This is a genomic window from Paraburkholderia sp. RHO2 (genome assembly GCF_050955445.1).
Taxonomy (GTDB): Bacteria; Actinomycetota; Actinomycetes; order Mycobacteriales; family Mycobacteriaceae; genus Prescottella; species Prescottella agglutinans_A.
In genome coordinates, this window is sequence record NZ_CP162617.1 from 5,010,496 (window position 1) to 5,036,216 (window position 25,721).

The 25,721-nt window shown below is 68.5% G+C and carries 28 protein-coding genes and 2 pseudogenes; 14 read left to right on the forward strand and 16 right to left on the reverse strand.

Annotated elements, in window-relative coordinates; genetic code table 11:
• The 5 genes from ABTV10_RS23265 (at position 1) to ABTV10_RS23285 (ending at position 3,981) form a co-directional block, all read left to right on the forward strand.
• Entirely contained in the window at positions 1 to 369 is a 369-nt protein-coding gene (locus ABTV10_RS23265; protein ID WP_499030893.1) for an EthD domain-containing protein, read from the forward strand.
• Positions 370 to 387: 18 nt separating this feature from the next.
• On the forward strand, positions 388 to 1,311 hold the full coding sequence (locus ABTV10_RS23270) for a TIGR03619 family F420-dependent LLM class oxidoreductase (RefSeq protein WP_499030895.1): 924 nt from the start codon (positions 388 to 390) through the stop codon (positions 1,309 to 1,311).
• On the forward strand, positions 1,308 to 1,826 hold the full coding sequence (locus ABTV10_RS23275; RefSeq protein ID WP_499030897.1) for a nuclear transport factor 2 family protein: 519 nt from the start codon (positions 1,308 to 1,310) through the stop codon (positions 1,824 to 1,826). Before ABTV10_RS23270 ends, ABTV10_RS23275 begins: the two co-directional genes overlap by 4 nt.
• A gap of 142 nt (positions 1,827 to 1,968) precedes the next feature.
• On the forward strand, positions 1,969 to 3,216 hold the full coding sequence (locus ABTV10_RS23280; protein ID WP_499030900.1) for a phytanoyl-CoA dioxygenase family protein: 1,248 nt from the start codon (positions 1,969 to 1,971) through the stop codon (positions 3,214 to 3,216).
• A gap of 36 nt (positions 3,217 to 3,252) precedes the next feature.
• The gene (locus ABTV10_RS23285) at positions 3,253 to 3,981 is read left to right on the forward strand and encodes a helix-turn-helix domain-containing protein (RefSeq protein WP_499030902.1); all 729 of its coding nucleotides are present in this window, start codon (positions 3,253 to 3,255) and stop codon (positions 3,979 to 3,981) included.
• Here ABTV10_RS23285 and ABTV10_RS23290 read toward each other — a convergent pair.
• Positions 3,918 to 4,307, reverse strand: a complete 390-nt coding sequence (locus tag ABTV10_RS23290; protein ID WP_499030905.1) for a VOC family protein — start codon at positions 4,305 to 4,307, stop codon at positions 3,918 to 3,920. The genes ABTV10_RS23285 and ABTV10_RS23290 overlap by 64 nt on opposite strands.
• Positions 4,308 to 4,489: 182 nt before the next feature.
• On the opposite strand from ABTV10_RS23290, the gene ABTV10_RS23295 reads away from it, so the two are divergent.
• Together ABTV10_RS23295 and ABTV10_RS23300 are read left to right on the forward strand one after the other, a co-directional pair.
• A complete protein-coding gene (locus ABTV10_RS23295) occupies positions 4,490 to 5,266 on the forward strand; it encodes a hypothetical protein (protein ID WP_499030907.1) in 777 nt (258 codons plus the stop codon).
• Positions 5,267 to 5,382: 116 nt separating this feature from the next.
• A complete protein-coding gene (locus tag ABTV10_RS23300) occupies positions 5,383 to 5,805 on the forward strand; it encodes a hypothetical protein (RefSeq protein ID WP_499030909.1) in 423 nt (140 codons plus the stop codon).
• A gap of 29 nt (positions 5,806 to 5,834) precedes the next feature.
• Here the strand turns inward: ABTV10_RS23300 and ABTV10_RS23305 are convergent, their stop codons facing one another.
• The 10 genes and pseudogenes from ABTV10_RS23305 to ABTV10_RS23350 all read right to left on the reverse strand — a co-directional run bounded on the left by ABTV10_RS23305 (position 5,835) and on the right by ABTV10_RS23350 (position 15,137).
• A complete protein-coding gene (locus tag ABTV10_RS23305) occupies positions 5,835 to 6,623 on the reverse strand; it encodes an SDR family NAD(P)-dependent oxidoreductase (protein WP_499030911.1) in 789 nt (262 codons plus the stop codon).
• A gap of 79 nt (positions 6,624 to 6,702) precedes the next feature.
• Positions 6,703 to 7,557, reverse strand: a complete 855-nt coding sequence (locus ABTV10_RS23310; RefSeq protein WP_499028888.1) for an IS3 family transposase — start codon at positions 7,555 to 7,557, stop codon at positions 6,703 to 6,705.
• Positions 7,554 to 7,883 carry a transposase gene (locus ABTV10_RS23315; RefSeq protein WP_499035126.1) on the reverse strand — a complete coding sequence of 110 codons (330 nt, stop codon included), beginning with the start codon at positions 7,881 to 7,883 and terminating at the stop codon, positions 7,554 to 7,556. Before ABTV10_RS23315 ends, ABTV10_RS23310 begins: the two co-directional genes overlap by 4 nt.
• 33 nt (positions 7,884 to 7,916) lie before the next feature.
• A pseudogene (locus tag ABTV10_RS23320) lies at positions 7,917 to 8,045 on the reverse strand (hypothetical protein); the annotation flags it as partial.
• A gap of 107 nt (positions 8,046 to 8,152) precedes the next feature.
• A complete protein-coding gene (locus ABTV10_RS23325; protein WP_499030913.1) occupies positions 8,153 to 8,803 on the reverse strand; it encodes a PaaI family thioesterase in 651 nt (216 codons plus the stop codon).
• Entirely contained in the window at positions 8,800 to 9,672 is an 873-nt protein-coding gene (locus ABTV10_RS23330; RefSeq protein ID WP_499030915.1) for a MaoC/PaaZ C-terminal domain-containing protein, read from the reverse strand. Before ABTV10_RS23330 ends, ABTV10_RS23325 begins: the two co-directional genes overlap by 4 nt.
• Complete coding sequence (locus ABTV10_RS23335; protein ID WP_499030917.1) at positions 9,672 to 10,880, reverse strand: lipid-transfer protein; 1,209 nt, start codon at positions 10,878 to 10,880, stop codon at positions 9,672 to 9,674. Before ABTV10_RS23335 ends, ABTV10_RS23330 begins: the two co-directional genes overlap by 1 nt.
• 11 nt (positions 10,881 to 10,891) lie before the next feature.
• Entirely contained in the window at positions 10,892 to 13,087 is a 2,196-nt protein-coding gene (locus ABTV10_RS23340) for an acyl-CoA dehydrogenase family protein (RefSeq protein ID WP_499030919.1), read from the reverse strand.
• A gap of 43 nt (positions 13,088 to 13,130) precedes the next feature.
• Positions 13,131 to 14,294: a steroid 3-ketoacyl-CoA thiolase gene (locus ABTV10_RS23345; RefSeq protein ID WP_499030922.1), complete on the reverse strand. Its 1,164-nt coding sequence runs from the start codon at positions 14,292 to 14,294 to the stop codon at positions 13,131 to 13,133.
• Between the two features lie 204 nt (positions 14,295 to 14,498).
• Positions 14,499 to 15,137 (reverse strand): TetR/AcrR family transcriptional regulator, encoded by a 639-nt coding sequence (locus ABTV10_RS23350; protein ID WP_433608034.1) that lies wholly within the window; start codon positions 15,135 to 15,137, stop codon positions 14,499 to 14,501.
• 191 nt (positions 15,138 to 15,328) lie between these two features.
• On the opposite strand from ABTV10_RS23350, the gene ABTV10_RS23355 reads away from it, so the two are divergent.
• Positions 15,329 to 16,897 carry an FAD-dependent oxidoreductase gene (locus tag ABTV10_RS23355; RefSeq protein ID WP_499030925.1) on the forward strand — a complete coding sequence of 523 codons (1,569 nt, stop codon included), beginning with the start codon at positions 15,329 to 15,331 and terminating at the stop codon, positions 16,895 to 16,897.
• Between the two features lie 26 nt (positions 16,898 to 16,923).
• Here ABTV10_RS23355 and hsaA read toward each other — a convergent pair whose 3' ends face one another.
• Positions 16,924 to 18,090 (reverse strand): 3-hydroxy-9,10-secoandrosta-1,3,5(10)-triene-9,17-dione monooxygenase oxygenase subunit, encoded by a 1,167-nt coding sequence (gene hsaA, locus ABTV10_RS23360; protein ID WP_499030928.1) that lies wholly within the window; start codon positions 18,088 to 18,090, stop codon positions 16,924 to 16,926.
• A 306-nt stretch (positions 18,091 to 18,396) separates the two neighbouring features.
• On the opposite strand from hsaA, the gene ABTV10_RS23365 reads away from it, so the two are divergent.
• The 5 genes and pseudogenes from ABTV10_RS23365 to ABTV10_RS23385 form a co-directional block, all read left to right on the forward strand.
• Positions 18,397 to 19,551 carry a 3-ketosteroid-9-alpha-monooxygenase, oxygenase component gene (locus ABTV10_RS23365; RefSeq protein WP_499030930.1) on the forward strand — a complete coding sequence of 385 codons (1,155 nt, stop codon included), beginning with the start codon at positions 18,397 to 18,399 and terminating at the stop codon, positions 19,549 to 19,551.
• A 16-nt stretch (positions 19,552 to 19,567) separates the two neighbouring features.
• Positions 19,568 to 19,795: a hypothetical protein gene (locus tag ABTV10_RS23370; RefSeq protein WP_499030932.1), complete on the forward strand. Its 228-nt coding sequence runs from the start codon at positions 19,568 to 19,570 to the stop codon at positions 19,793 to 19,795.
• A gap of 28 nt (positions 19,796 to 19,823) precedes the next feature.
• The gene (locus tag ABTV10_RS23375) at positions 19,824 to 20,615 is read left to right on the forward strand and encodes an SDR family NAD(P)-dependent oxidoreductase (RefSeq protein WP_499030934.1); all 792 of its coding nucleotides are present in this window, start codon (positions 19,824 to 19,826) and stop codon (positions 20,613 to 20,615) included.
• A gap of 82 nt (positions 20,616 to 20,697) precedes the next feature.
• A complete protein-coding gene (locus ABTV10_RS23380) occupies positions 20,698 to 20,838 on the forward strand; it encodes a hypothetical protein (RefSeq protein WP_499030937.1) in 141 nt (46 codons plus the stop codon).
• Positions 20,832 to 20,939, forward strand: a pseudogene (locus tag ABTV10_RS23385) (hypothetical protein); the annotation flags it as partial. The gene ABTV10_RS23380 and the pseudogene ABTV10_RS23385, both read left to right, overlap by 7 nt.
• Before the next feature lie 81 nt (positions 20,940 to 21,020).
• On the opposite strand, the gene ABTV10_RS23390 reads toward ABTV10_RS23385, so the two are convergent.
• Positions 21,021 to 21,845 carry a DUF72 domain-containing protein gene (locus ABTV10_RS23390; RefSeq protein WP_499030940.1) on the reverse strand — a complete coding sequence of 275 codons (825 nt, stop codon included), beginning with the start codon at positions 21,843 to 21,845 and terminating at the stop codon, positions 21,021 to 21,023.
• A gap of 114 nt (positions 21,846 to 21,959) precedes the next feature.
• Between ABTV10_RS23390 and ABTV10_RS23395 the strand changes: the two genes are divergently transcribed.
• Positions 21,960 to 23,123, forward strand: a complete 1,164-nt coding sequence (locus ABTV10_RS23395; protein WP_499030942.1) for an alpha/beta hydrolase — start codon at positions 21,960 to 21,962, stop codon at positions 23,121 to 23,123.
• 86 nt (positions 23,124 to 23,209) lie between these two features.
• On the opposite strand, the gene bphC is transcribed toward ABTV10_RS23395, so the two are convergent.
• From bphC to ABTV10_RS23410, 3 genes are read right to left on the reverse strand one after another with little or no spacing between them, the layout of a single operon-like run.
• Complete coding sequence (gene bphC, locus ABTV10_RS23400) at positions 23,210 to 24,115, reverse strand: biphenyl-2,3-diol 1,2-dioxygenase (RefSeq protein WP_499030946.1); 906 nt, start codon at positions 24,113 to 24,115, stop codon at positions 23,210 to 23,212.
• A 40-nt stretch (positions 24,116 to 24,155) separates the two neighbouring features.
• Positions 24,156 to 25,328, reverse strand: a complete 1,173-nt coding sequence (locus ABTV10_RS23405; protein ID WP_499030948.1) for an acyl-CoA dehydrogenase family protein — start codon at positions 25,326 to 25,328, stop codon at positions 24,156 to 24,158.
• A gap of 40 nt (positions 25,329 to 25,368) precedes the next feature.
• Positions 25,369 to 25,569 (reverse strand): hypothetical protein, encoded by a 201-nt coding sequence (locus tag ABTV10_RS23410; RefSeq protein WP_499030951.1) that lies wholly within the window; start codon positions 25,567 to 25,569, stop codon positions 25,369 to 25,371.
• Positions 25,570 to 25,721 lie beyond the last annotated feature (152 nt).

Consider the following 25,721-nt stretch of genomic DNA (forward strand, 5'->3'; position numbering starts at 1 on the left):
GTGTTCAAAGCTGTAGCCCTGCTCGCCCGCAAGCCCGAACTCACCCGTGAGCAGTTCATCGAGCACTACGAAACCGTCCACGCGCCGTTGATCCTGCGCTCGTTCCCCACGATGACGGCCTACCGCCGCAACTTCGTCGATCTCACCGACAGCGTGCGGGCACCCGGCGTGGCCGATCCGGTCTTCGACGTCATCACCGAGATGTGGTTCGAGGACCGGGCGGGGTACGACGCCATGCTCGCCGCGCACGCCGATCCCGCGATCGGTGGACCCGTGGCACAGGACGCGAACTTGTTCCTCGACATGTCCAAGACCCTTCAGTTCGTGGTCGACGAGTACACGACGACAAGCGAGCTGCCGAACGCGTAGCCGCAGAACAGGAGCACCATGCAGGTCGGTCTCAACATTCTCGGAGCCGAGAACCTCTACGCCGGACGGATCCGCCCGGTGCTCGACATGGCCGCGGCGGCGGACCGTGCGGGAGTCGACATGATCTCCACCGGGGATCACATCGGCTTCGACGCGGCCGCGCACGCGGAACGTGTACGCACCCACAACTTCCCGTTCCCACTGGAACACGACTGGTACGAACCGATTTCGCTGCTGTCCTCGGTGGCGGCCGTGACCGAGCGGGCGCTGCTCAACGTGTCGGTCCTCATCGCGACCGTGCGCCCTCCGGTGCTGCTCGCGAAGCAGATCGCCACGCTCGACCGGATGTCCGACGGTCGGGCCGCGATCGGCATGGGCGTCGGCTGGCAGGAGGCCGAATACACGGCCACCAACATGCCGTTCGACGCCCGGTTCGGCCGCCTCGAGGACACCGTCCGCGCGTGCCGCGCGCTGTGGACCGAGGCGCCGGCCAACTTCGAGGGCCGCGAGTACTCGTTCGCGAACTTCCATTCGCTGCCGTTCCCGGTCCAGCGACGGGTGCCGGTGATCTTCGGGTTCGGGCCCAGCCGGCGCAATTTCGAGCGCATCGCCCGGGTTGCCGACGGGTGGACCGTCAATCCCGCCGACATGCAGACGTTCTCGGACAACGTCACGCTCCTGCGGGACGTATTCGAGGCGCACGGCCGCGATCCCCTCTCCCCCGTCGTGCAGGTGTCGGTGTCACCCGAACGCCGCGACGACGGCACCGTCGACTATGCCGCCACCGCCGACCAGACGCTGGCCTGGCACGCCGCCGGCGCCACCGTAGCGGTGTTCCGGCCTGCCACCTTCTGCACAGCGGGAGAAGAGGTTCCGCAGCTCATCGAGTGGGCGGTAGGACTGAAGTCCGACGTCGACGACACCCTGGAGGTACGACCGTGACCACGACAGACCGGGCACTTGCCGACCTGCTCGACAAGCAGGCCATCTACGAGGTGGTGATGCGCTACTGCCGCGGCATCGACCGACTCGACTTCGACCTGGTCCGTGACGCCTACCATCCCGACGCGGTCGACCATCACACCGGATTCGACGGCAGCGTGGACGATTTCGTCACGTGGGTCGAACCCAAGCTCCGCGCGATCGGCGGAACGATGCACCACATCGGCAATCATCTGGTGGAACTGCACGGCGACTTCGCGGTGAGCGAGGCCTACTCGACGGCGGCGCACTGGGGTGGCGGCGAGGGTATCGGCATGGTCAACTTCACGAGCGGCTGCCGCTACGTGGACCTCATGGAACGACGCGACGGCAAGTGGGCCATCGCCGAACGCTGGGCGGTCCGCGAATGGACCCGCTCCGACGCCGGCCGGCTCACCCTGCCGGAGGGCGACGGGCCCCGCGGCCGACGCGACGGCTCCGATCCGCTCGACGCGGTGCGCGCCCGACTGGGCTGAGGCGTCTCGCAGACCTCTCGCAGGCCTCTCGCACCGGGCCTGCGCTCTTCCCCGCCGGAATCTCCTTGACGGAGGACACGTCTCCCCTATCGTTCGATGGAACGACAGGGGAGACGTTGCGGGGTTCCCGGCGGGAGGGCGTATGCGTAGCAAACAGGGCACCAGGCTTCCGTGGGTCGAGGCGATCGCCGCTTCGTTCCCCCGGCATTCGTTCGTCACGTTCCACACCCACGATCTGCCGGTCCACAATGCAGACCGCCGAAACCTGGTCGTCGAGGACCTGACCGGGGTGCCGGCGATCGCGTTCCGTCTTCCCGGCGGGCCGGCGTTCACCTGGATCGCGTCCAGCGACGGTGTCACGGCGGTCGAGGGCGATGCGGACGCCGCCACCCTGGTCGAACTCGACGAGGACACGTTCTCGGCATATGTGAACGAATTGCTCACCGCGAGTGGGTGTGTCCGCACCGAGCGAGCCCGAATGGTGCGCGGGACGGTGCAGGACTGGAAGCGCTGGGAGCCCGCGACGCGCGCGCTGCTCACGGGCCGGGAGATCTATTCGAATGCGGTCCGGGACAGGCTCGTCGACCGCGACGGCACGCCGCTGGATCTGCACCGCAGCTTTCCCGGTGACGGGGATCGCGACGAGATGCGGCACTTCCTCGACACCGCCGGGTTCCTGCACGTCACGGGCGTGTACGGCGCCGCCGACATCGCCCGGCTGGGCGCCGAGGTGGAAGTGGCGCGGGCCGCGACGATGCCCGGCGACCCGTTCTCGTGGTGGTCGCTCAATGCCGCGGGCGACGAAGTGGTCACGCGGATCAACTATCTGGGCCGCCACTCCGAGATTCTCCGTCAGCAGTGTTTCGAGCCGAGGATGACCGAACTGGCCAGGCTCACCGACGCCCACTATCGGGTCTGCGACGATCGCCTCGACGGCCCGATGGTCTTCATCAAGTCCTCCGACGTCGTCAAGGGCGACGGCGACCTGGGCTGGCATACCGACGACGGCATCGGCGGGCACCCCGTCCTCTGCCCGCTCGTCCAGGTCGGCATCCAACTCGATCACGCCACCCCGGCCAACGGGCAGCTCATGGTGCTCGCGGGCTCGCACCGGTACGCCAAGCACTGGCTCGCGTGGGGCGAGGAGGGAGACCTGCCGGTGGTGCGGATCGAGACCGAACCGGGCGATGTGACGCTGCACTTCGGCGACCTCATGCACAGCACGCCGCCGCCCACCGGCCCCGACGCCGGCCGACGCGTGCTCTACTACAAGTTCTCGGAGCAGAAGACATTCGACTGGGTGCCGGCCGGCAGCCACTACAACGACGCCCTCTTCCACGCGGACAAGACCGGAAAGGTCTCCGCGCGGGCGGCCACCTACTCCGACTGAGCTGAGCCTGTCACCGCACCGTGCTGTACTGGGGCCGTGTACCGCGAGCACCCGTCACCGGTGGTCCCCGGGGCCACCGCCTGGCACACCGTCCGCACGACCGACGGTGAGGTGCTGCCCGACGGCTGCATGGACCTGGTGTGGCGGGACGGCGAGGTAGTGGTCGCCGGACCGGACACGCAGCCGTTCGCGGTGACCGCGTCGGCCGTGCCGAGCATCGGACTGCGTCTCCCGCCCGGAGTGCTTCCCCACCTGCTCGGCGTGCCCGCCGCACACCTGCGTGATCGGCGGGTTCCGCTGGCCGACGTGATCGGTCGCCGCTCCGCCGCACGGTTTGTCGGGCTGGACCCGCGCGATGCCGCGGACGTATTCGAGGCGTTCGCCCGGGCGCGGCTGGCGGAGGTGGGAGCGCCGAACCCGGTCGTGACCGGGACCGCCCGCCTGCTCGCCGCCGGCAGGTCGGTCGCCGACGTCGCGGACGCCGTCGGGTTGTCGGCGCGGGCGCTGCACCGACTCGGGACGCGCAGCTTCGGCTACGGGCCGAAGACCCTGTCCGGGATCCTCCGGCTGCAGCGGGCGCGGGACCTGGCGCGGCGCGGAACCCCGTCCGCCGTCGTGGCCGCCGAGTGCGGCTACGTCGACCAGGCGCACCTCATCCGCGAGTCCCGTCGCATCACCGGACGACCGTTCGGCGGTCTTCGTCAGCCGGGCAGCGGCGCGAACAAGTCCACCCCGTTGCCGTCGGGATCCTTCACCGTGGCGTAGCGCTGACCCCACGGGGCGTCGAACGGCTCGACCTCCCCGTGTCCGGCGTTCGCGAGCAGCACCCACACCTCGTCCACCCGAGCCGGGCTGTCGCATTCGAACGCAAGCGAGACGCGGGAGTCGCCGGTGGGCGGGGTGTACGGTCCGCCGAACGACTCGACCACCTCGACCGTGTCCCACATCAGGCGGACGCCCCCGGCAACCACCTCGACGTGCGGCTGCGTCTCGGCGTCGGCGGGGATGTCGAGACCGAGGAGGCGGTAGAAGCGCAGAGACGCCTCGAGGTCCGTGGTCACCAAACCGATTGCGTTCAACTGAGGGTTCATGCGCCCAGGCTAAGCGTCGATTGCGCGCGGCCGATTGGATCTTTCGGACAGACCGCGCTCACGGCACGGCCCCGACGCATCGGACGAAGAGACCAGTCGGGGGCAATTCTGGCGTTTCGTACAGGCGAAGCACCGGTCGTGGTGTCTCATGTATGCGCATCTACACAGGGAGGGAATCGTCCATGACACAGCACGATCCGCACACATCGACGCCGTCACAGGGGCCGGCGCGGGGCCGGTACGCACGGATGACGGTGGCTGCGGCCGCAACGGCGGCGGCCATGGTGGCGGCCGCTCCGGCGATCGCCGGAGCCGATCCGCTCGCAGACGCCGTCGCCGCTCCCGAGCCACCGATGTTCACCACCGCGGTGGACGGCAACGACGTCACCATCACGCTCACCGACCTGAACACCGACCAGTCGACGACGTGCACCGCCGCACTCGTCAACGTCGACAAGGCCACCCCGCTGCTGCCGGCCCTCGCGGCCGGCACGTTCCCGCCGCTCAGCGAGATCGACCCCTCCGTGTTCACGTGGGGTCCGTCGTCGACGACGACCGACTTCACCGAACGGGAACGCACGTATCAGGTGGACGACGTGCCCACCGGCTTCTACGCCACGGTGGGCATCTGCACCAACACCGGCGGTGTCGCGTCGGACTACGCGCTCTCCTTGATCGGCCCCTCCCTGGGGCTCGGCTCCGCCGGAAGTCTCGGTTCCACCGGCAGTTCCACCGGCAGCCTCGGCAGTTCCGTACATCCGGACGGCGCGACCGGCAGCCTCGGCAGTTCCGCCGGCAGCCTCGGCAGTTCCGCGGGCATCCTCGGCAGCGCCACCGGCAGTTCCACCGGCAGCCTCGGCAGTTCCACCGCCCATTTCACCGGCAGCCTCGGCAGTTCCACCGGCAGTTCCACCAACAGCCTCGGGAGCACCGACGACGGCATCTATCTCGAGAGCTGAGATCCCGAAAGCTCCTCGAAGAACAAACAATCAAGGCGAATCCGCCCGTTCTCACCACCAATGGACCGCTTGTCGTGTTCTATACGTCCACAACAACGACAGAAGGAGCTCGAATCATGGTGGTGAACGACCCGACGACACGACGGTCCCCGGCGAACCGATCGCGTGCGCGAGCGGTACTCGGGGCCGTCGTGCTGGCGGCAGGAACGGCGGCGCTGACCGCCTTCGCGCCGGGCACGGCCGGCGCGGACGTGCTGCTGCCCGAGCCGAGCCCGTTCGGCTCGCTCGGTTCCCTCGATCCGTCCGGCGGGATGCAGACCCTGCTCGGACAGTTCGGCGCCCCCAACATCACCCGCGTGGGCAGTGCGAACGTGATCATCGGCGGCCAGCCCACCACCGGCAGCCTCGGCAGCCTGGGCTTCGGCAGCCTCGGCTTCGGCAGCCTGGACCTCGGTAGCTCCAGCGGCAGCCTCGGCAGCACGTCCACGGGCAGCTTCGGCAGCTCGTACGGCAGCGTCCTCGACACCCCGTTCAACTGACGGGTCGGGCGCCCCAGGGTCGACGACGATCAGTCCACCTGGGGCGCCCACTGCACGCCGTTGATGTGACCGCCGCCGTCCACGAAGAGCGTGTTGCCGGTGACGTACCGCGAGTCGTCGCTCGCGAGGAACACCGCGACCGGACCGATGTCGTCGAGCGGATCACCGATCCGTCCCATCGGGTTCGCCTCCGCCATGGAGGCGGCCATCTGCGGATTGGCCTCCTTGACCCGGCGATACGCCTCACTCTGAGCACCGGGACAGATCACGTTGCAGCACACCTGCTTCGGAGCCCACTCGCGGGCGGCGGTGCGGGTGAGCGTGCGCAGGGCCTCCTTGGCGGCGTTGTAGTGCACCGAGTACATGTGTGCGTTCACGCCGTTGAGGCTGGCCAGGTTGATCACCCGGCCGGTGCCGCGCTTCTCCAGTTCGGGTAGCGCGCGCTGCATCGCCCAGAACGCGGCCATCACGGCCATGTCGAAGCCGCCGCGCAACTGCTCGTCGGTCATGTTCTCGAACCGAGCGAATCCCGAACTACGCCAAGCGTTGTTGACCAGGATGTCGAGTCGACCGAACCGGTCCACCGCGCCGTCGACCATGGCGTGCACCTGGTCCTTGTCGGTGATGTCGGTCTGCTGGAACTCGGCCTTGACGCCCCACTCGTCCCGCAGCCACTGCGCGGTCGATTCACCTGCGGCCGCATCGATCTCGGCCACCAATACGTTCGCACCCTCGCGTGCGAATGCACCCGCGATTCCCCGTCCGATGCCCATTCCGGCGCCGGTGACGACCGCAACCCTCTCGTCGAGCTTTCCCACAACGATCCCCTCTCCCAGAAGAGCTGAAGGGTCCCTTCACTGAACTGGTCCCCGATTGTTGGACTGGCTAAGTGGGAGCCTAAGCCGCGAGGGCCTGGGTCCGGTATTGCACCGGGCTCAGGCCCTCGAGTTTTGTGGAGATCCGTTCGGTGTTGTACCAGTCGATGTAGTCGTCGATCGCGGTGGTCAGCGCCTCGGTGTCGGGGTATCGGGTGTGGTCGAAGAGCTCGGCTTTGAGGTGGCCGAAGAAGTTCTCCATCACGGCGTTGTCGTAGCAGTTGGCCTTGCGCGACATCGATTGGGTCGCAGCGGCTTCAGCGAGCAGCCGTCGCCAGGACGAGTGCTGGTACTGGAATCCCTGATCCGAGTGCACGAGCGGGGCCTGCCCGTCGTCGAGGGTCGCGAGCGCGGCTTGCAGCGAACTGTTGGTCAGTTGCAGCGTCGGTGACGGGCCGATCGAGTGGGCGACGATCTGCCGGTCGAACAGGTCCATGACCGGTGACAGATACAGCTTGTCGTCGCCGATGCGGAACTCGGTCACGTCGGTGACCCACTTGCGGTTCGGGGCGTCGGCGGTGAAGTCGCGGTCGAGCAGGTTCGCCGCGATCGTGCCGACCTGGCCCTGATAGGCGACGTACTTGCGCTTGCGTCGGACCCGGCAGGCCAGCCCGAGCGTGCGCATCAGCGTCAGCACCGTCTTCTTCGCCACCCGCCAGCCGGCACGGGTCAGTGCGTGGTGGATGCGACGGTGCCCGTAGCGGCCGCGGCTGCGCACGAACGCCTCGGTGATCGCGGCCTTCAACTCGGCGTTCGGGTCCGGTGCCCGCAGACGCGCCTGGTGATAGAAGAACGTCGACCGGGCCACCCCGGTGGCCTCGAGCAGCACATCGATGCGGTGTTCGGCCTTGAGGGAGACGACGGCAGCGACCTTCACCGTCGTTGTTGCGCCCTCAAGGCCCGTAATTTTCCCAGGTAGGCGACCTGCGCCCGCAGCACCTCGTTCTCGCGGCGCAGCTGCTCGAGCTCACTGACCTCGTCCGGCCCGGGATCGGCGGGTTTCGGGGGACGCCCGGCCCGCTTCGGGCGCAGCCCGTCCTCGCCCTCGTTGCGGTACTTGCGCACCCACGTCTCGATCAGTTTCGGCGAGGACAGGTCGAACTCGCGGGCGAGGTCGACCTTCGCCTCGCCGGCGATAGCGCGGCGCACTACGTCGAGTTTCAACTCGAACGAGAACGACCGTCTGTCCCGAGGTTTGGCCACCAGAACTCCTCTTCCGCGAACCCGCCACCGGTCATACAACCGTCTGACGGCTGGCCGACCCACGCCCAACCTCGTCGCGACCGTGCGGTCACCCACACCGACCTCGAACAACGCTACAGCCACCACCCGCTGATCCTCGGACAGTGAACTTCGTGCACGCATAAAACTGCTCCCCGGACATCGGAACCGAATTTCTCAGTCCAACTTCCGGGGAGCAGTTCACACGCGCGGACAGCGCACGAAGGGACCCTTCAGCTCGAGGCTGACGGCTACCGCGGACGCGGCACCGAAGCGTCGATGAACAGTCCCTCCACCGACACGCACACCTCACCGGCGGCGTTCTTGATGTCGCCGACGGTGTGAATCTTGCGGCCGTCCACCGAGATCTGCTTGCCGGTCACGGTCAGCTCCTCGAACAGCGGCGTCGGCTTGTGGTAGCGCACGTTGAGCTGTGCGGTCATGCCGGCCTTGCCGCCCCACGCGTTCGCGACGCCGAGCACGTGATCGAGGATGAGCGACGAGACGCCGCCGTGAACGCACCCGGGCGGGCCCTGGTACGGCAGCGTCAGCGTGACGACACCCTGCACCGAGCCGTCGTCGAGCCCCTCGAGTACGAGCGGCGGCGCGATCGCGTTCTCGGGCCCGGTGATCGGGTCGTGTCGAGTGACGCCCTCACCGCTCCACATGTCGATCATCCGCTCGGCCACCTCGGGAGCGTGCTCCTCTAGATGGTCGGCGATGCTGTTCAGTTCCTCCGCGACACGGTCGAGATTCGCGTTGCCCCGGTCGGTGCGCAGCATCGCGTCGATCACCCGGCGGGCCGCGGCGGTCGCGCGATCGACCGGTGCATCCTGCGGCGCCGACGTCAGGACGGTGCGGTGCGGATGGGTGTGGGCTGTCGGGTGGTCACCGACGTTCACGAACGAACCTCCATGGTGGCGTGCGTCAGCACCGACTGGCCGTCGCGTTCGGGGCACGTCGCCAGCAGTGTGAGCGTGTTTCCGTCCAGCCAGACGGACGTCTCGATGGTCTCGCCCGGGTAGATCGAGCCCGCGAACCGCACCGAGTAGCTCCGTACGCGCGTGGGATCGCCGCCGAGCAGACCGTCGACGACGGCCTTGCAGACGACGCCGTACGACGCGAGTCCGTGCAGGATCGGACGGTCGAAGCCGGCCATCTGCGCGAACGCCGGGTCGGCGTGCAGCGGGTTCATGTCGGCACTGAGGCGGTACACGAGCGCCTGCTGCGTGGTGGTCGGCGAGACGAGGACCTTGTCGGCGTCACGCTCGGGCACCGCGTTGGTGACCTCCGGGCCGGCGTCGCCGCCGAAGCCGCCCTCGCCGCGCGCCCAGATCTGCATGCCGGTGGTCCACAACGCGTTTCCGTCGAGATCCGTCGCCGACTGCTCGAGCACGATGACCGCGGCCTTGCCCTTGTCCCACACGTCGGCGACGCGCGACGAGATCCGCGCGGAACCTGTGGTCGGGATGGGCGCGTGCAACGTCAGCGACTGACCGCCGTGCAGGATCTTGCGCAGGTCGATGTCGATGCCCGGCATGGTCATCCCGGCCGGCTTCAGCGTGCGGGCGGAGATGCCCTGGCCGGCGACCATCGCGAACGTCGGCAGGACCCGCAGGCCCTTCTCGTATACCCAGCCGAGTTCGGCGGGGTCGAGCGAGTCCACCCCGGCACCGAGGCCCAAGTGGTACAGCAGAACGTCACGCTCGGTCCAATTGGCCTCGCGCACAGTGGGTTCGGCCGACAGAGCGGTTTTCACATCGATGGGCACTACGACTCCTTGGAAATAGTCCCGGCCCGGTACAGCGTGACGACGCACGCGCCACCGAGACCGAGGTTGTGCTGCAGACCCACGCGGGCACCGTCGACCTGGCGGGCGTCGGCCTGGCCGCGCAGCTGCCACGTCAGCTCGGCGCACTGCGCCAGGCCGGTCGCCCCGAGCGGGTGTCCCTTCGAGATGAGGCCGCCGGACGGGTTCACCACGACCTTGCCGCCGTACGTGGTGGCACCGGACTCGACGAGCTTGCCGCCCTCGCCCGCCTCGCACAGGCCGAGGCCCTCGTACGTGATGATCTCGTTGATCGCGAAGCAGTCGTGCAACTCGATGACGTCGACGTCGTCGATCGTCAGACCCGACTCGGCGAACACCTGCGCGGCCGCGGCCTTCGTCATCGGCGCGCCGACGACGTCGATCATCGACTTGTCGGCGAACGCCTCGGCGGTGTCGGTGGTGAGGGCCTGCGCGACGATCTCGACGGCCTGGTCCTCGAGCCCGTGCTCGCGCACGAACCGCTCGCTGACGACCACCGCGGCCCCCGCACCGTCCGATGTGGGCGAGCACTGCGACCGGGTGAGCGGCGCATGGATCATCTTGTCGTCCAACACCTGCTGCAGCGTGTACTCGTCGCGGAACTGCGCGTAGGGGTTGTTCACCGAGTGCTTGTGGTTCTTGACCGCGACGGCGGCGATCTGCTCGGCGGTGGTGCCGTAGCGCTCCATGTGCTCGAGCGCGGCGTTGCCGAACAGCTGCGCCGTCATGGGGCCGCGGCCCCACTCGTGCTTGGCGGTCATCACCTTCAGGTGGTTGTCGAGCGTGGTGACCTTCGGCATCTCACCGGTGCCGGTGAGCGCGGTCTTGGTCATCTTCTCGAAGCCCACCGCGAGGGCGACGTCGACGATGCCGCCCTGCACCCACTCGCGGGCCATCATGAGCGCCGACGACCCCGTGGCGCAGTTGTTGTTGACATTGACGATCGGGATACCCGTCAGCCCGGTGTCGTACAGCGCGCGCTGGCCGGCGGCAGACGGCTGGAACACGTAGCCGACCGCGGCGCGCTGCACCTGCTCGTAGGAGATCCCGGCGTCGGCGAGCGCCGTGCCCACCGCCTCGGTCACCATGTCCGGGTACTCCCAGTCACGAGACTCGATCTTCTCGAACTTGGTCATGCCCACGCCGATGACGAACGTGCGATTGCTCATGCTGGTGGAACTCACTTTCCAGGATCGGGGTCGCGCGGCAGACCGAGGATCCGCTCGCCGATGATGTTCAACTGCACATTGGTGGTACCACCTGCGATCGACATGCACTGCGAGTTCAGGAACATTTGCGTGGCCGAGCGGCGGTGCTGATCACCAAGCAGGGCCTTCGGCCCGGCCCAGTCCATCGCGACCTCCCACACCTGCTGGATGTGTTCGACGCCCAACAGTTTCGCGATCGACGACTCGGCGCCGGGCTGTGCGCCGGTGAGCGAACGCAGCGTCGTGCGCAGCCCCATCAGGCCGCCGGACTGCGCGTCGCACAGCACCTTGCCCAGAACGGTCAGTTGTTCGGCATCGAGCCCGCCGGGGATCTCGACGGCGAGGTCGAGCAGCGCCTCGCCACCCGAGCCGAGGGACGAATCGTGCGACAGCGAGACGCGCTCGTTGGCGAGGGTGGTGCGGGCCAGCTTCCAGCCGTCGCCGGGCTCGCCGACCAGACACTCGTCGGGGACGAACACATCGTCGAAGAACACCTCGTTGAACAGCGACTCGCCGGTGATCTCACGCAGCGGGCGGATGTCGAGTCCGCTGTTGCGGATGTCGATCAGGAAGTACGACAGGCCCTTGTGCTTGGGAGCGTCGGCGTCGGTGCGCGCCAGGCAGATGCCCCAGTCCGCCTCGCGGGCCATGGACGTCCACACCTTCTGCCCGTTGAGTTTCCAGCCGCCGTCGACCTTGGTGGCCTTGGTGGACAGGCCGGCCAGGTCGGACCCGGCGCCGGGCTCGGAGAACAGCTGGCACCACACGATGTCGCCACGCAGCGACTGCGGGACGAACCGCTCGATCTGCTCGGCGTTGCCGTGCGCGATCAGCGTGGGCACCACCCAGTTGCCGATGACCATGTCGTGCGGGACGAGCGCGGCGCTGCGCAACTCCTCGGCGATGACGAGCTGGGTGACGGCGTCGGCGCTCTTGCCCCACGGCGCGGGCAGATGCGGTGCGGTGTAACCCCTCTCGGCCAGATACGCCTTCCTCTCGCCGCCGCCGAGACCCTTGGCGGGCGCGAGTTCGGCGCGCACGTCGGCGCGGATCCGCTCCGCCTCCGGCGGCAACTCGACGCTGAGGATGCGGCGGGCGCCGTCGAGGGTCAGCTGCGCGACCCGCCGCTTCCACGTCGCGGTGGACCCGAGCAGGATGCGCAGCGACTGCGCCCGCCGCAAGTACAGGTGGGCGTCGTGCTCCCACGTGAACCCGATACCGCCGAGGACCTGGATGCAGTCCTTGGTTACCTGGAACGCCGACTCCACCGCGACCGCACCGGCGACGGCCGCGGCCAGCGACGCCTCCGACGGGTCGACGTCCTCGCCCAGCGCGCGGGCGGCGTCCCACGCGGTGACACGGGCCTGCTCGGTGAGGCTGAACATGCGGGCGGCCTTGTGCTTGACGCCCTGGAACTGGCCGATCACACGGCCGAACTGCTGACGCACGCGCGCGTAGTCGGCCGCGGTGGTGGTGGCCCAGTCAGCCAGACCCGACGCCTCCGCCGCGAACAGTGTGGCGGCGATGTCGAGGACGCGCTGCGAATCGAGCTCCAGCACATCGCCGTCCGCGAGTTCGAGTCCGTCCACGGACACCTCGGCGTTGCGCCGGACCACGTCGTGGCTGGGCAGGTCGGTGACGTCGAGACGGTCGCGTGCCACCACGACGAACGCGAGACCGGACGCCGTGTCATCGGAGGTGGCGGCCAGCAGGAACACGTCGCCCACCTGACCGCCGAGGACGAAGCTGGACGTGCCCGACAGCGCAGCCGTGCCGCCGTCGCGTACCAGCTTCAGCCCGCCCGGCTGCAGCGACACCGCACCGAACCGGGTGCCGTCGGCCAGACCCTCCAGCTCGGCCGTGCGGCCGGCCTCGTTCAGGACCGCCGAGACGACCGCCGTCGGCAGGAACGGTCCCGGCACCATCGACCGGCCGAGCTCCTCGATGACGATGGCGAGTTCGACGAGGCCGTAGCCGGCGCCGCCGACCTCCTCCGGCAGATGCAGGCCCAGCATGCCGAGTTCGGCGAGCGAGCCCCAGTACGCGGGACGCGTCTCGGTCTTGGCCTCGACGGCCTCCCGGATCACGGTCGGGCTCGCATGGCGCGCGGCCCAGCCACGCACGGAATCCCGGAGTTCCCGGTCTTCGTCACTCAATCCAATGGTCATCCAAAAATCCTCGGAAGTAGATGCGGCTCTGCGGAATCGGGGGTCAGATGCGTTCGATGATGGTGGCGGTCGACAGCGCACCGCCCGCGCACATCGTGACGAGGGCGGTGGAGCGGTCCGAACGCTCGAGCTCGTGCAGCGCCGTGGTGATCAGGCGCGAACCGGTGGAGCCGACCGGGTGACCGAGCGCGATCGCGCCGCCGTTGACGTTCACCTTGCTCAGGTCCGCCTCGAGCACCTGCGCCCACGACAGCGCGACGGCGGCGAAGGCCTCGTTGATCTCGACGATGTCGATGTCGTCCAGCGACATTCCGGCCTTGCCCAGCACGTGGCGGGTGGCGTCGATGGGGCCGTCGAGGTGGTAGTACGGGTCGGCGCCGACCATGCCGGACGAGACGATCCGGGCGCGCGGACGCAGGCCCAGTGCCTTCGCCTTGTCCTCGCTCATCAGCAGCACCGCGGCGGCGCCGTCGCTGATCTGCGACGACGAGCCGGCGGTGTGGATGCCGCCGTCCATGACCGGCTTCAGCGCGGCCAGGCCCTCGGCGGTGGTCTCGCGCAGGCCGCCGTCGCGGGTCACGGTCGCGACCTCTCCGGTCGGCTCGCCCTCCTTCGTCACGACCGGAGCCTCGACGGGCACGATCTCGCGGTCGAACCGGCCCTCGGCCCACGCCTGCGCGGCGCGACGCTGCGATTCGAGACCGAACGCGTCGGTGTCGCCGCGTTTGATGCCGCGGTTGGCCGCGATGCGCTCGGCCGAGGTGAACTGGTCGCCCATGTCGACGGTCCAGTCCTCGGGGAACGGGATGCCGGTGCCGGGCGCGAGCGCCTGGCCGAGGAAGACCCGGCTCATCGACTCGACGCCGCAACCGATGCCGGCGTCGATCTGGCCGGACGCGATCAGTCCCGCGACCATGTGCACGGCCTGCTGCGACGAACCGCACGCGCAGTCGATCGTCGTGGCGGCCGTCGTGTAGAGCAGCCCCGCATGCAGCCACGCGTTGCGCGCGACGTTGTTGGACTGCTCGCCGGCCTGCGTGACGACGCCACCGACGATCTGGCCGATCTCCTCCGGAGCGACACCGGTGCGGTCCAGCACGGCGCGCTGCGCGGCACCCAGCAAGGTGGCCGGGTGCAGGCCCGACAGGGCGCCGCGACGGCGGCCGATCGGGGTGCGGGCGGCCTCGACGATGACGACGTTGGTCATGGACAGCTCCTCTGGGGTGCAGCGAGTACGTGTGAATCCACGAGCTGCCCCGCGAACCGGGAACTGCAACTCGTTCATTTTTGGAATGTATTCTACTTTCGGGATCTGGGCAATGGTGCGAGTGAACCGCGACCCCTGCTACGGCACAGACGAATCCGGCCCCACAGGAGAACCTGCGGGGCCGGGTTATGAAATTCGTTTCGGTTAAGCCGTCTCCACGGCCGGCGGTAACTGCGCGTTCGACAGATCGGCGAGCAGCAGGCGGCACGCCGTGCGGAGGTCCTCCTCCGCGTCCGGCACGGAGATCCGCCCGTTGAGGCACGACTGGATGATGCCGAACCACGCCGAGACCAGTAAACGCACCAGGACCGAGTCGTTCTCGGTGACCTGCTCGAGCCCGGCCGCCTCGAACAGCACGTCGCGGAACTGGCGGTCCACCCGCGCCACATCGGGGATCGCGGTGACCTTGGCGGTGCTCGTCGACTGGATCATCGCGTTCGCCAGCAGCGGCCGACGCAGCAGCGCCCGGGTGGCCCGGAGCAGGGTTTCGAAGATCTCGTCCTGCGGGGTGGGCGCCGGCTGGGCCCGCCGCGCGAACCCCTCGCTCATCTGGTCGATCTGGTCGACCATCACCGCGACGAACAGGTGCGTCTTGGACGGGAAGTACCGATAGAGGGTGCCGATCGCGACGCCGGCGAGCTTCGCGACCTCGTGCATCTGAACCCGCTCGAGGTCCTTCTCGGTGCCCAACTGAGCCGCCGCGTCGAGCATCCGCGCGAACCGCGCCCGCTGCTCGGCCGAACTCGGTTCGGCTGCGTCCCGCGCCTCCGCGACTCTCGGCACCGTCGATCCCCCTACCTTCTCTTCGTCCAGTGTGCGCCGCGGGGCGCGGCGCACACTGGAATGCTCCCACCCGACGTCAAATCAGGCGACGAACCACCACTCGTTTCCGCTCAGTGGGAGTCCCACTGTCCCGGAACAAGCACCTGCGATTGCGTTCCACATCGAACCTGAAATCGATGGAGGACACAACCATGCAGGATTGGACAACCGAGTGTGACGTCGTTGTCGTCGGCTCCGGTGGTGGCGCGCTGACCGGCGCATACACCGCCGCAGCGCAGGGGCTGCAGACGATAGTGCTGGAGAAGACCGATCTGTTCGGTGGCACGTCGTCGTACTCGGGAGCGTCCATCTGGCTGCCGGGCACCCAGGTCCAGGAACGCGCCGGACTGCAGGACTCGACGGACAACGCCCGCACCTACCTGCGGAACCTGCTGGGTGACGCCGAGAGCGAGCGGCAGGAGGCGTTCATCTCGACCGCGCCGGCCGTCGTGGAGCTCTTGGAGAAGGACCCGAACATCGAGTTCGAGTACCGTCCCTTCCCCGACTACTACAAGGCCGAGGGACGGATGGACAGCGGCCGCTCGATCAACCCGCTCGACCTCGACCCCGCCGACATCGGCGACCTCGCCGACCGGATCCGCCCCGAGCTCGACCAGGATCGCACCGGCCGGGGCCACGCCCCCGGCAAGCTCATCGGCGGACGCGCCCTGATCGGCCGCCTGCTCGCCGCCGTCCAGGGCACCGGCAACGCCGAGCTGCGCACCGGCACCGAGCTCACCGAGCTGGTCGTCGAGGACGGTCGGGTCACCGGTGTCGTCGCCGAGGCGAACGGCGAGCGGATCCGGATCAAGGCACGCCGCGGCGTGCTGATGGCCGCCGGTGGCATCGAGGGCAACGCCGAGATGCGCGAGCAGGCCGGCACCCCGGGCGACGCCGCCTGGAGCATGGGCCCGTTCGGCGCCAACACCGGCACCGCGATCGCGGCGGGCGTCGCGGTCGGCGGCGCCACCGCGCTGCTGGACCAGGCGTGGTTCTGCCCCGGCGTCGCTCAGCCCGACGGCTCCGCGGCGTTCATGGTCGGCGTCCGCGGCGGCGTGCTGGTCGACGCGCAGGGCGAGCGCTACCTCAACGAGTCGCTGCCGTACGACCGCTTCGGCCGGGCGATGGACGCCCACGACAAGGCCACCGCGGCGAGCCGCGAGAACCGCACAGCGGACGGGCGGGCCATCCCGTCGTACCTGATCTTCGACTCCCGCGAGGGTGGCGGACTGCCCGCGATCTGCATCCCGAACACCGCCCCGGCCGAGCACCTCGAGGCCGGCACCTGGGTGCAGGCGGACACACTCGAGGCCCTGGCGGAGAAGGCGGGCATTCCGGCGGACGCGCTACGTGCAACGGTCGAGCAGTTCAACGACTACGCCAAGCACGGCGTCGACGAGCAGTTCCACCGCGGCGAGGATCCGTACGACGCGTTCTTCTGCCCGCCGAACGGTGGCCCCAACGCGGCGCTGACGGCGATCGAGAACGGCCCCTTCTTCGCCGCGAAGATCGTGCTCAGCGACCTCGGCACCAAGGGCGGCCTGGTCACCGACGCCGACGCGCGGGTGCTCACCGCGGACGGCACCCCGATCGAGGGCCTGTACGCGGCCGGCAACACCAGCGCGTCGGTCAGTGGCGCGTTCTACCCCGGGCCCGGCGTGCCCCTGGGTACCGCGATGGTGTTCTCGTACCGCGCCGTCCGACACATCTTGGGCAACTGATCGACCCGTCGAGGACGGCCCGGTCGCTAGACCAGGTTGTCCTCGATCGGCAGTCCGAACGCGCCCCGGCCGTACATGGCGAGGGCGCGTTCGGCGTCGTTGGCGACGTGCACGCTGCCGGCGTGCGCGTCGCGCCACGCCCGCTCGATCGGATTGCCACGTCCCAGCGAATTGCCGCCCGCGGTCTTGAACAGTAGGTCGATCGCCTCGAGCGCCCGTTCGGTCCCGCGCACTTGGTCGCGTCGCACCCGCAGGCGCTTGCTCATCGGCAGCGGCTCCCCCGCCTCCGCCAGCTCGAGCAGTTCCCGGATGTTGCGGTCCGTCTGCAGGATGGCCGCGTCGATCTCGGACGACGCCCGGGCGACCGCGACCTGCGCGAACTGGTCCTCGGCGAACCGCCCGCCCCCGAGGCTGAGCCGGACCCGGTCCCGCATCGCCGTCAGGTAGATCTCGTAACAGCCGGCCACCGTGCCGATCACCGGGGCCGCGACCGCGCTGGTGAAGATCGCGCCGAACGGGAGCCTGTACAGCGGCGCGGTGTTGACCTTGGTCCCTGGCGCCCGCAACTGGGCCGCGTCGTAGTTGCGCAGCACCCGGTACTCGGGCACGAACGCCTTCTCGACGGTGATCTCGTTACTGGCCGTGCCGCGCAGGCCCACGACGTCCCACACGTCGTTGATCCGGTAGTCGGTACGCGGCACGACGACGGTCATGAAGTCGACGGGGCGGCGGTCCTCGCAGACCACGAGGGCGCCGAGCAACGCCCACGACGCGTGGTCGCAGCCCGACGAGAAGCGCCAGCTGCCCGACAGCTCGTAGCCGCCCTCCACCGGAACCAGTTCTCCGACAGGCGCATACGCCGACGAGACGAGCACCGAGGTGTCCTGACCCCACACCTCGTCCTGCGCCCGGACGTCGAACAGGCCCAGGTGCCACGGGTGCACGCCGAGCACCGACGCGACCCACCCGGTCGATCCGCACGCACCCGAGATCGCGCGAACCACCTCGTAGAACTCGACGGGGCTCGCCTCGAGACCGCCGTACCGCGCGGGCTGCAGCATCCGGAACACGCCGGCGGCGCTCAGGTCGCGGATCGACTGATCGGATATACGGCGGGAGTCGTCGACGGTCTGTGCACGATCGGCGATGGCGGGCAGTAACTCGCGAACCGACCGCAGAACCTCGTGGGCCATGTGGTGCTCCTCGGCGACCCCGGACCGGGTCGCATGTCGGGATTGGGGGGTACCCGCATGGTAGGGCCGGTTTCCGGAAACCCGTCCTGCGGGAGTCCCCTTCGGCGGTTCCGACCTGCGCCGGTCCTTCCGCCACCCGGCGGTCCCGCCCAGTGGGACTACGGAAATCCGGGTGATAGGTGTCACCTAGCGTGGCCGTCAATGCCACAGGTGCATCCTCCGCACGGAGACGCTCACCCGCGGCCAGCGCTCGACATTCGAACGCGTCTGAACTCGAAATTGCATTTCCCTGAAAGGACGGACGAAGTGACCCTCAAGTCCGAAGAGCCCGAAGTCCGCGAGATCGTTGCCGGCAGCGCCCCGACCCGCTTCGCGCGCGGCTGGCACTGCCTGGGCCTGTCCGAGTCGTTCAAGGACGGCAAGCCGCACTCGGTCCACGCCTTCGGTACCAAGCTGGTCGTCTTCGCCGACAGCAAGGGCGAACTCAACATCCTCGACGCGCACTGCCGGCACATGGGCGGTGACCTGAGCCAGGGCGAGATCAAGGGCGACGCGGTCGCGTGTCCGTTCCACGACTGGCGCTGGAACGGCAAGGGTCGCTGCACCGACATCCCCTACGCCCGCCGCGTCCCCCCGGTCGCGAAGACCCGCGCGTGGCACACCCTCGACCAGGACGGGATGCTGTTCGTCTGGCACGACCCCGAGGGCAAGGCGCCGGCCGAGGACGACATGTACGTCCCGCGTATCGAGGGCGCCACCAGCGACGAGTGGACCGACTGGGTCTGGTACACCACCGAGGTCGACACCAACTGTCGCGAGATCGTCGACAACATCGTCGACATGGCGCACTTCTTCTACGTGCACTACTCGTTCCCGACGTTCTTCAAGAACGTCTTCGAAGGACCGGTCGCCAGCCAGTTCATGCGCGGCGAGGCCCGCACCGACATGCGTCCGCACGCCGCCGGCACACCGCAGATGCTGGGCAGCCGCTCCGACGCGTCGTACTTCGGTCCGTCGTTCATGATCGACGACCTGACCTACGAGTACGAGGGCTACAACGTCGAGTCGATCCTCATCAACTGCCACTACCCGGTTTCGCCGGACAAGTTCGTGCTGATGTACGGCATGATCGTCAAGAAGTCGCCGGCCCTCGGCGACAGGGCGCTCGCGACCGCGCAGAAGTTCGGCGACTTCATCGCCAAGGGCTTCGAGCAGGACATCGCGATCTGGAAGAACAAGACCCGGATCGAGAACCCGCTGCTGTGCGAGGAGGACGGCCCGGTCTACCAGCTGCGTCGCTGGTACGAGCAGTTCTACGTCGATCGCGCCGACGTCACCCCGGACATGGTCGACCGTTTCGAGCACGAGATGGACACCACGAAGGCCGTCGCCGCGTGGCGCCAGGTGGTCGAGAACAACCTCGAGCAGAAAGCGCGGGCGAATGCAGCCGCTGGAGTGTGACCGCTGCGGGGCCTGCGTGCAGGTCCTCAAGCACAGCTGGGAGCACACCGCCGTGCAGTGGGACGAGACGGCACAGGAGAAGTGCCTCGAAATCCACGACTGGGTCGGTCGCGAAGGACGCCCCGGTGCACCGGTGATGCGGTGCGAGGCATTGAGTGCGGCGATCCAGGCCGCCGCAGTCGACGGCCGCCTCGCCATCACCAACGAGGAGCCCGTCCCCACCCCGCAGGTCGTCGACCACTGAGTCGCCCTGCCGACGAGAAGGATCTTTCATGATCGACAAGAATCAGTACGGACCCTGGGTCGTCATCGCGGGCGGCTCCGAGGGCGTCGGTGCCGCGTTCGCCGACGAGCTCAGCCGCGCCGGTCTCAACCTCGTGCTGATCGCCCGCAAGCCGGGCCCGCTCGAGGAGACCGCCGAGAAGGTCCGCGCCAACGGCGTCGAGGTCCGTACGCTGTCGCTGGACCTGCTGGCCGACGACGCGCTCGACCGGATCCGCACGGTCACCGATGACCTCGAGGTGGGCCTGCTCATCTTCAACGCCGGCGCCAACAGCTACGGCCACGAGTTCGTCACCGGCGACCTGGCCGGCTTCGGCGGTGTCGTGAACCTGAACATCACCAAGCAACTGGAACTTTCGCACCACTTCGGCGCGAAGATGAAGGACCGCGGCCGCGGCGGAATCATGCTGCTCGGTTCGCTGGCCGGCTACATGGGCTCCGAGCACCAGAGCATCTACGCGGCGTCCAAGGCGTTCAGCCGAGTGTTCGCCGAGAGCCTGTGGCTCGAGCTGGCGCCGTACAACGTCCACGTCGTCGAGCTCGTCCTCGGCGTCACCCGCACGCCCGCCATGGTCCGTGCCGGCCTCAACTTCGACATCCCCGGCATGATCGTGCAGGAGCCCGAAGACGCGGCCCGCGAGGGCCTCGAGCACCTCACCGACGGTCCCGTCTGGGTCGCCGGCGGCAACTACGAGGCCGCGCAGAAGCGCAGCGGCTTCCCCCGCGACAAGATGGTCAAGGGTGCGGCGGAGGCGATGCGCAAGCTGCTGAACCGCTCGTAGAACTCCAGATCGACAGGCTGTGGCTGCGACCGAAAGGTCGCAGCCACAGCCGTATTCGCACCCCGTCACGGAAGGAACACCGATGAGTCTCGAGATCCTGCTGGCCGACGCCACCGCGGATCTCGGGACCGGAATCCTGCACGGCCCGGGCGCGCTGGAGGCGGCGATCCGGCGTTCCTCGACGACTGCGGGCCCACCCAGCACCTGCTGGGAAACATGCTGATCGACGTGGATCCGGTGGCCGGCTCCGCCACCAGCCGGACGTACGTGTCGGATCTACACCTCGGCGTCGGGGACCTGCAGGGTCTGAGCTTCTCGACGCTGGGCGACTACCACGACGAGTGGCGGCTCACCGACGGCGTGTGGCGAATGAGCCACCGCACCAAGCTGAGCGACGGAAATCCTTCAGGATCGGTTGCCGAGCCGATCGAGCAACGCCATAGCATCGAACGGCGCGTAGCCCTTCATGTCGTTGTCGAAGTAGACGAAGGCGTCGAGCCCGTCGCCGGTCCAGCCGCGCACCTTCGCGGCCCAGTCGTCCAGTGCTGCGTCGGTGTAGCCGCTCGCATACAGTTCGGCGTCGCCGTGCAGGCGGGCGTACGCGAAGTCGGCGCAGGGTTCGTCGATCCGCGGATACCGGCCCGCGGTGTCGGCGAGCACCAGCGCGACACCGTGCTCGCGGGCGATCGTGACGACGTCGGGGACCGCGAAACTGGGGTGCCGCACCTCGAGCGCGTGCCGGATCGGACGATCGGCGTCCGTGACGGCGAGGACGCGGTCGTCGGACAGCTTGTCGTCGTGGCGCTCGGCGAGCGCACACGCGGCGGTGGTGGTCCGGGGCAGCTGCGCCAGGAACGTGTCGAGGCGGTCGGCGTCGAACTGCATGTTCGGCGGCAGCTGCCACAGGATCGGGCCGAGTTTGTCATGGAGGCCGAGCACGCCGGACGCGAAGAAGTTCGCGAGCGGGACCTCGACGTCCAGAAGCCTGCGCAGGTGGGTGATGTAGCGGCCGCCCTTGACCGCGAACACGAATCCGTCGGGCGTCTCGTCGCGCCACTTCGCGAAGCTCGACGGCTTCTGCAGTGCGTAGAAGGACCCGTTGATCTCGATCGACGTCAGATGCTCGGCGGCGTATCGCAGCTCTTCGCGGTGGACCAGTCCGGTCGGATAGAACCCGCCGCGCCACCCCGGGTACACCCACCCGGAGATGCCCACGCGGACGTCCGCCATGCGGCCGCAGTGTAGTCGCGTCGGTCCGGCGATTCCGGCGACTCGAGAACGACTGTCCGGGCGTCGGGGTACCGTCAGTTCGCTAGATCCGAGACTGTAGGGGGGATTTTCTCCATGTGGGGTTCAGATCCGAGACGTGCTGCGCGACGCCGACTGCAGCGGGGGCTGCTCGGCGCGTCGCTCGCAGCGCTGGTGGCGCTGCCGCTCGCCGGGGAGGCGGTGGCCGCGCCCGGAAGTGCCGGGACCGGCAGCCTCGGCAGCGCTGCCAGCGGCTCGAGCGGCAGCGCGGCCGCCAGCTCCGACAACGGCAGCGTGACCGCCGGGTCGGTGATCCCGCCCGCGCTCCAGAACGAGCATCCGACGCTGCCACCGCTGCGCGACGACATCACGGTCGCCGCGATCACCGGCGAGCAGCAGAAGTCGGAACAGTTCGTCCGGTTCACCGTCGCCTCACCGGCGCTGCGCCGCGAGGTCGGCGTGGAGGTGCTCCTGCCGAAGGACAACTCGGTCCCGCGCCCGTCGATCTACGCCCTCGAGGGTGTCGACGCGGGTGAGGACACGAGCGGTTGGGCCACCATCGGCGGCGCGCCCGCGTTCTTCGCCGACAAGAACGTCAACGTCGTGATGCTCAACGGCGGCGTGTCGGGGCTGTACACCGACTGGGATCGGGCCGATCCGACTGTCGGACTGCACAAGTGGGAAACGTTCGTCACCGAGGAGCTGCCGCCGCTGCTCGATGCCCGACTGCGCACCAACGGCGTCAAGTCGCTGCTCGGCATCTCGATGGGATCGCAGGGCGCGATGATGCTCGCGCACCGGAATCCGGGTATGTACCGCGGCATCGCGGTCTTCAGCGGTTGCTACTCGACCACCGACGACCTGGGCCGGCTCACCGTGCAGTCGACAGTGTCGTCGCGTGGCGGCGACATCGCGAATCTGTGGGGCGAGGTCGGCGGGCCCGAGTGGGCGGCCCACGACACGGTCCGCAACGCCGAGGCGCTGCGCGGCATGGACATCTACGTCTCGGCGGGATCGGGTGTGCCGGGTCAGTACGAGGATCCCGCGGCGTCCGACTGGTTCGACCGAGTGTTCATCGGTGGCCCCATGGAGGTGGCGGCCAATGCCTGCACCCGCGTACTCGACGCTCGACTCGACGAACTGAAGATTCCGGCCACCGTCGACTACGAGCCCATCGGCATCCACGGCTGGTACTACTGGCGGGACCGGCTGCCGAAGGCGTGGCCGACGCTCGCGCGATCGCTCGACCTCCCTGCCTGACAGCGACCGCAACTGCACGCGACAACGGGCCCTGCACGGACTGATCCGTGCAGGGCCCGTCTCGTGGAGCATCGTCTACCGGACGATCACGCCTTCGGGATGAACGCCTTCAGCGGCTCCGAGGCCGACCAGTCGTGGCCCCAGTAGCTGTCGGCGGTGATCTCCTCGGCGGTGTAGAAGGTCTCGTCGACCAGCATGCCCTCGGTGCCGAACTCGAGATCCCAGCCTCCGGGTGCACGCACGTAGAACGACACCATCTTGTCGTTCGTGTGGCGGCCCAGGGTCGACGAGATCGTGAAGCCGAGCTTGGCGACACGGTCCAGGGCCTGACCGACGGCGTCGAGGGTGTCGACCTCCGTCATCAGGTGCACCAGGCCGGGCTCGTCCGTCGGCGGCGCCGGGCACAGCGCGAGGCTGTGGTGACGCTGGTTGACGCCGAGGAAGCGGACGCGGCTGACACCGTCCTGGAGCCGGATGGCGCCACGCGGGAGGAAGCCGAGCACCTCCGTGTAGAAGGCATACGACTCCGCGAACTTCGGCGTCGGCAGCACGACGTGGCCGAGGCCCTGCTCGCCGGTGACCCAGCGACCGCCGAACGGCGTCACGACCGGGCTGTGGTCCAGCACCGGGCCGAAGAAGACCTCGACGCGGGTACCGGCCGGGTCGTCGAACGCGATGACCTTCTCGGCGTCGCGGTAGTCGGCCTCCTCGAGGGAGAGCTCCTCGACCGCGATGCCGGCCTTCTCCACAGCCTCGCGGACGCGCTGCAGCGCGAACTGGTCGCGCACCTCCCAGCCCACCGCCAGCGCCTTGTCGGACTCGCCCGGCAGGACGATCAGGCGGGCACGCCGCTCGTCGACCCGCAGGTAGAGGCCGTCCGGATCCGGGCCGCTGCCGACCGACATACCGAGGCCGTCGACGACGAGCTCGCGCCAACGAGCAATGTCCTGAGTCTGGATCCTGAGGTATCCGAGACCCCGAATTTCCGTCATATCAATCCGTCCCTGAGTGAGGAATTCAGTTGGGTTCGAACTAGATCATCGAGCGGTGGATGCCCTGCGGCTCACCACCGAGCTGCGTCAGTGCCGAGGCGTGGTTGATCGAGCCGGGCACGTGGATCGCGTGGGTCAGGCCGACGTGCGCGTCACGCCAGAAGCGCTGCAGCGGCAGCGTCACCTTCATCGCACCGCCACCGGCGCGAGCGAAGATCTCGTCGAGGGCGCTCACGGCACGCCACGCGGCGTTGGTCTGGGTGCGGCGGCCGATCGCGCGCTCCTCGAAGGTGACCTCCTGGCCCTTCTCGGTCTTGTCCCAGAAGCGGTCGACGGTCTCGAGGATCGACACCCGCGCGGCGTTGATCTCGTCGGCGGCCTGACCGATGGCGTAGAGGACGTACGGATCCTCCTTGATCGGCACACCGGTCACCGCGACGCGCTCCTTCTGCGCGGCGATGTACAGGGCGAGACCGCCCTCGCACATGCCGATCAGCGACGAGGAGATGCCGAGCGGGAAGATGCACGAGAACGGGAACTTGTACAGCGTCTCGTCGCGACCCGCGTGGCGCCAGCCGTTGCCCTGCAGAACGATGTCGGAGTCGATGGTGCGGTACTCCGGGATGAAGGCGTCCTTGACGGTGAAGTCCTTCGAACCGGTGCCGCGCAGGCCGACGACGTTCCAGCTGTCGTGGTCGACGGTGTAGTCCGCCTTCGGGACCAGCACGTGCAGGATCTGGCCGGTCGGGACACCCTTCTGGTCACCGACGAGAGCACCGATCATGACCCACTCGCAGTGGTCGTTGCCGGTGGAGAACGACCAGCGGCCGTTCAGGATGTAACCGCCGTCGACCGGCACCGCGACACCCATGGGGGCGTACGGCGACGCGATCCAGGTGTCGACGTTCTCTCCCCAGACCTCCTGCTGCGCCTTGGGATCGAAGAAGGCCATCTCCCACGGGTGCACGCCGACGATGCCGGACACCCAGCCGGTGGAGCCGTCGACGGCGCCGATGGCCATCGCCGTCTCAGCGAACTCGCGCGGGTGGGACTCGAGGCCGCCGAACTCCTTCGGCTGCAGCATCCGGATGACGCCGGCGTCGCGGACACGCTTGGCGTTTCCGTCCGAGAGGCGCATCAGCTTCTCGCCCTCGATACCGCCTTCACGGATCTCGTCCGCGAACTGCATGATGTTGTCCAAAACCTGACCCATAGCTATCAGCTCTCTCTCACGACCCTACGACGACGCGGGTCTAATACTTTGCGGCCAGACCAACTGCCTTCTCGATCAGCTGGTCTTCCTGTCCTCGGACAAGCCTGCGGCCACCGGGCTCGATGAGATTCTCGGCGATGCCGTGACGCTTGGCATGCGAATCGGCATGCGAATCGGCATGCTCGAGGAAGCTGGGGTGGGCACCGGCGCGGGCCGTCGTCGGTGGCAGACGATCGAGCATCGCGCCCTCCTGGTGCGAGTGGGGACCAACGCGCATTCGATCGCGCTGATCGTGTGTGTGGAACGGTCCCAGGAACCGGCCGGGAGAACAAAACATCTCCCGCTCAGCGGGACTCGAATTCGGCCACGTCAGAGCCTGTTTCCCAGTCCCGC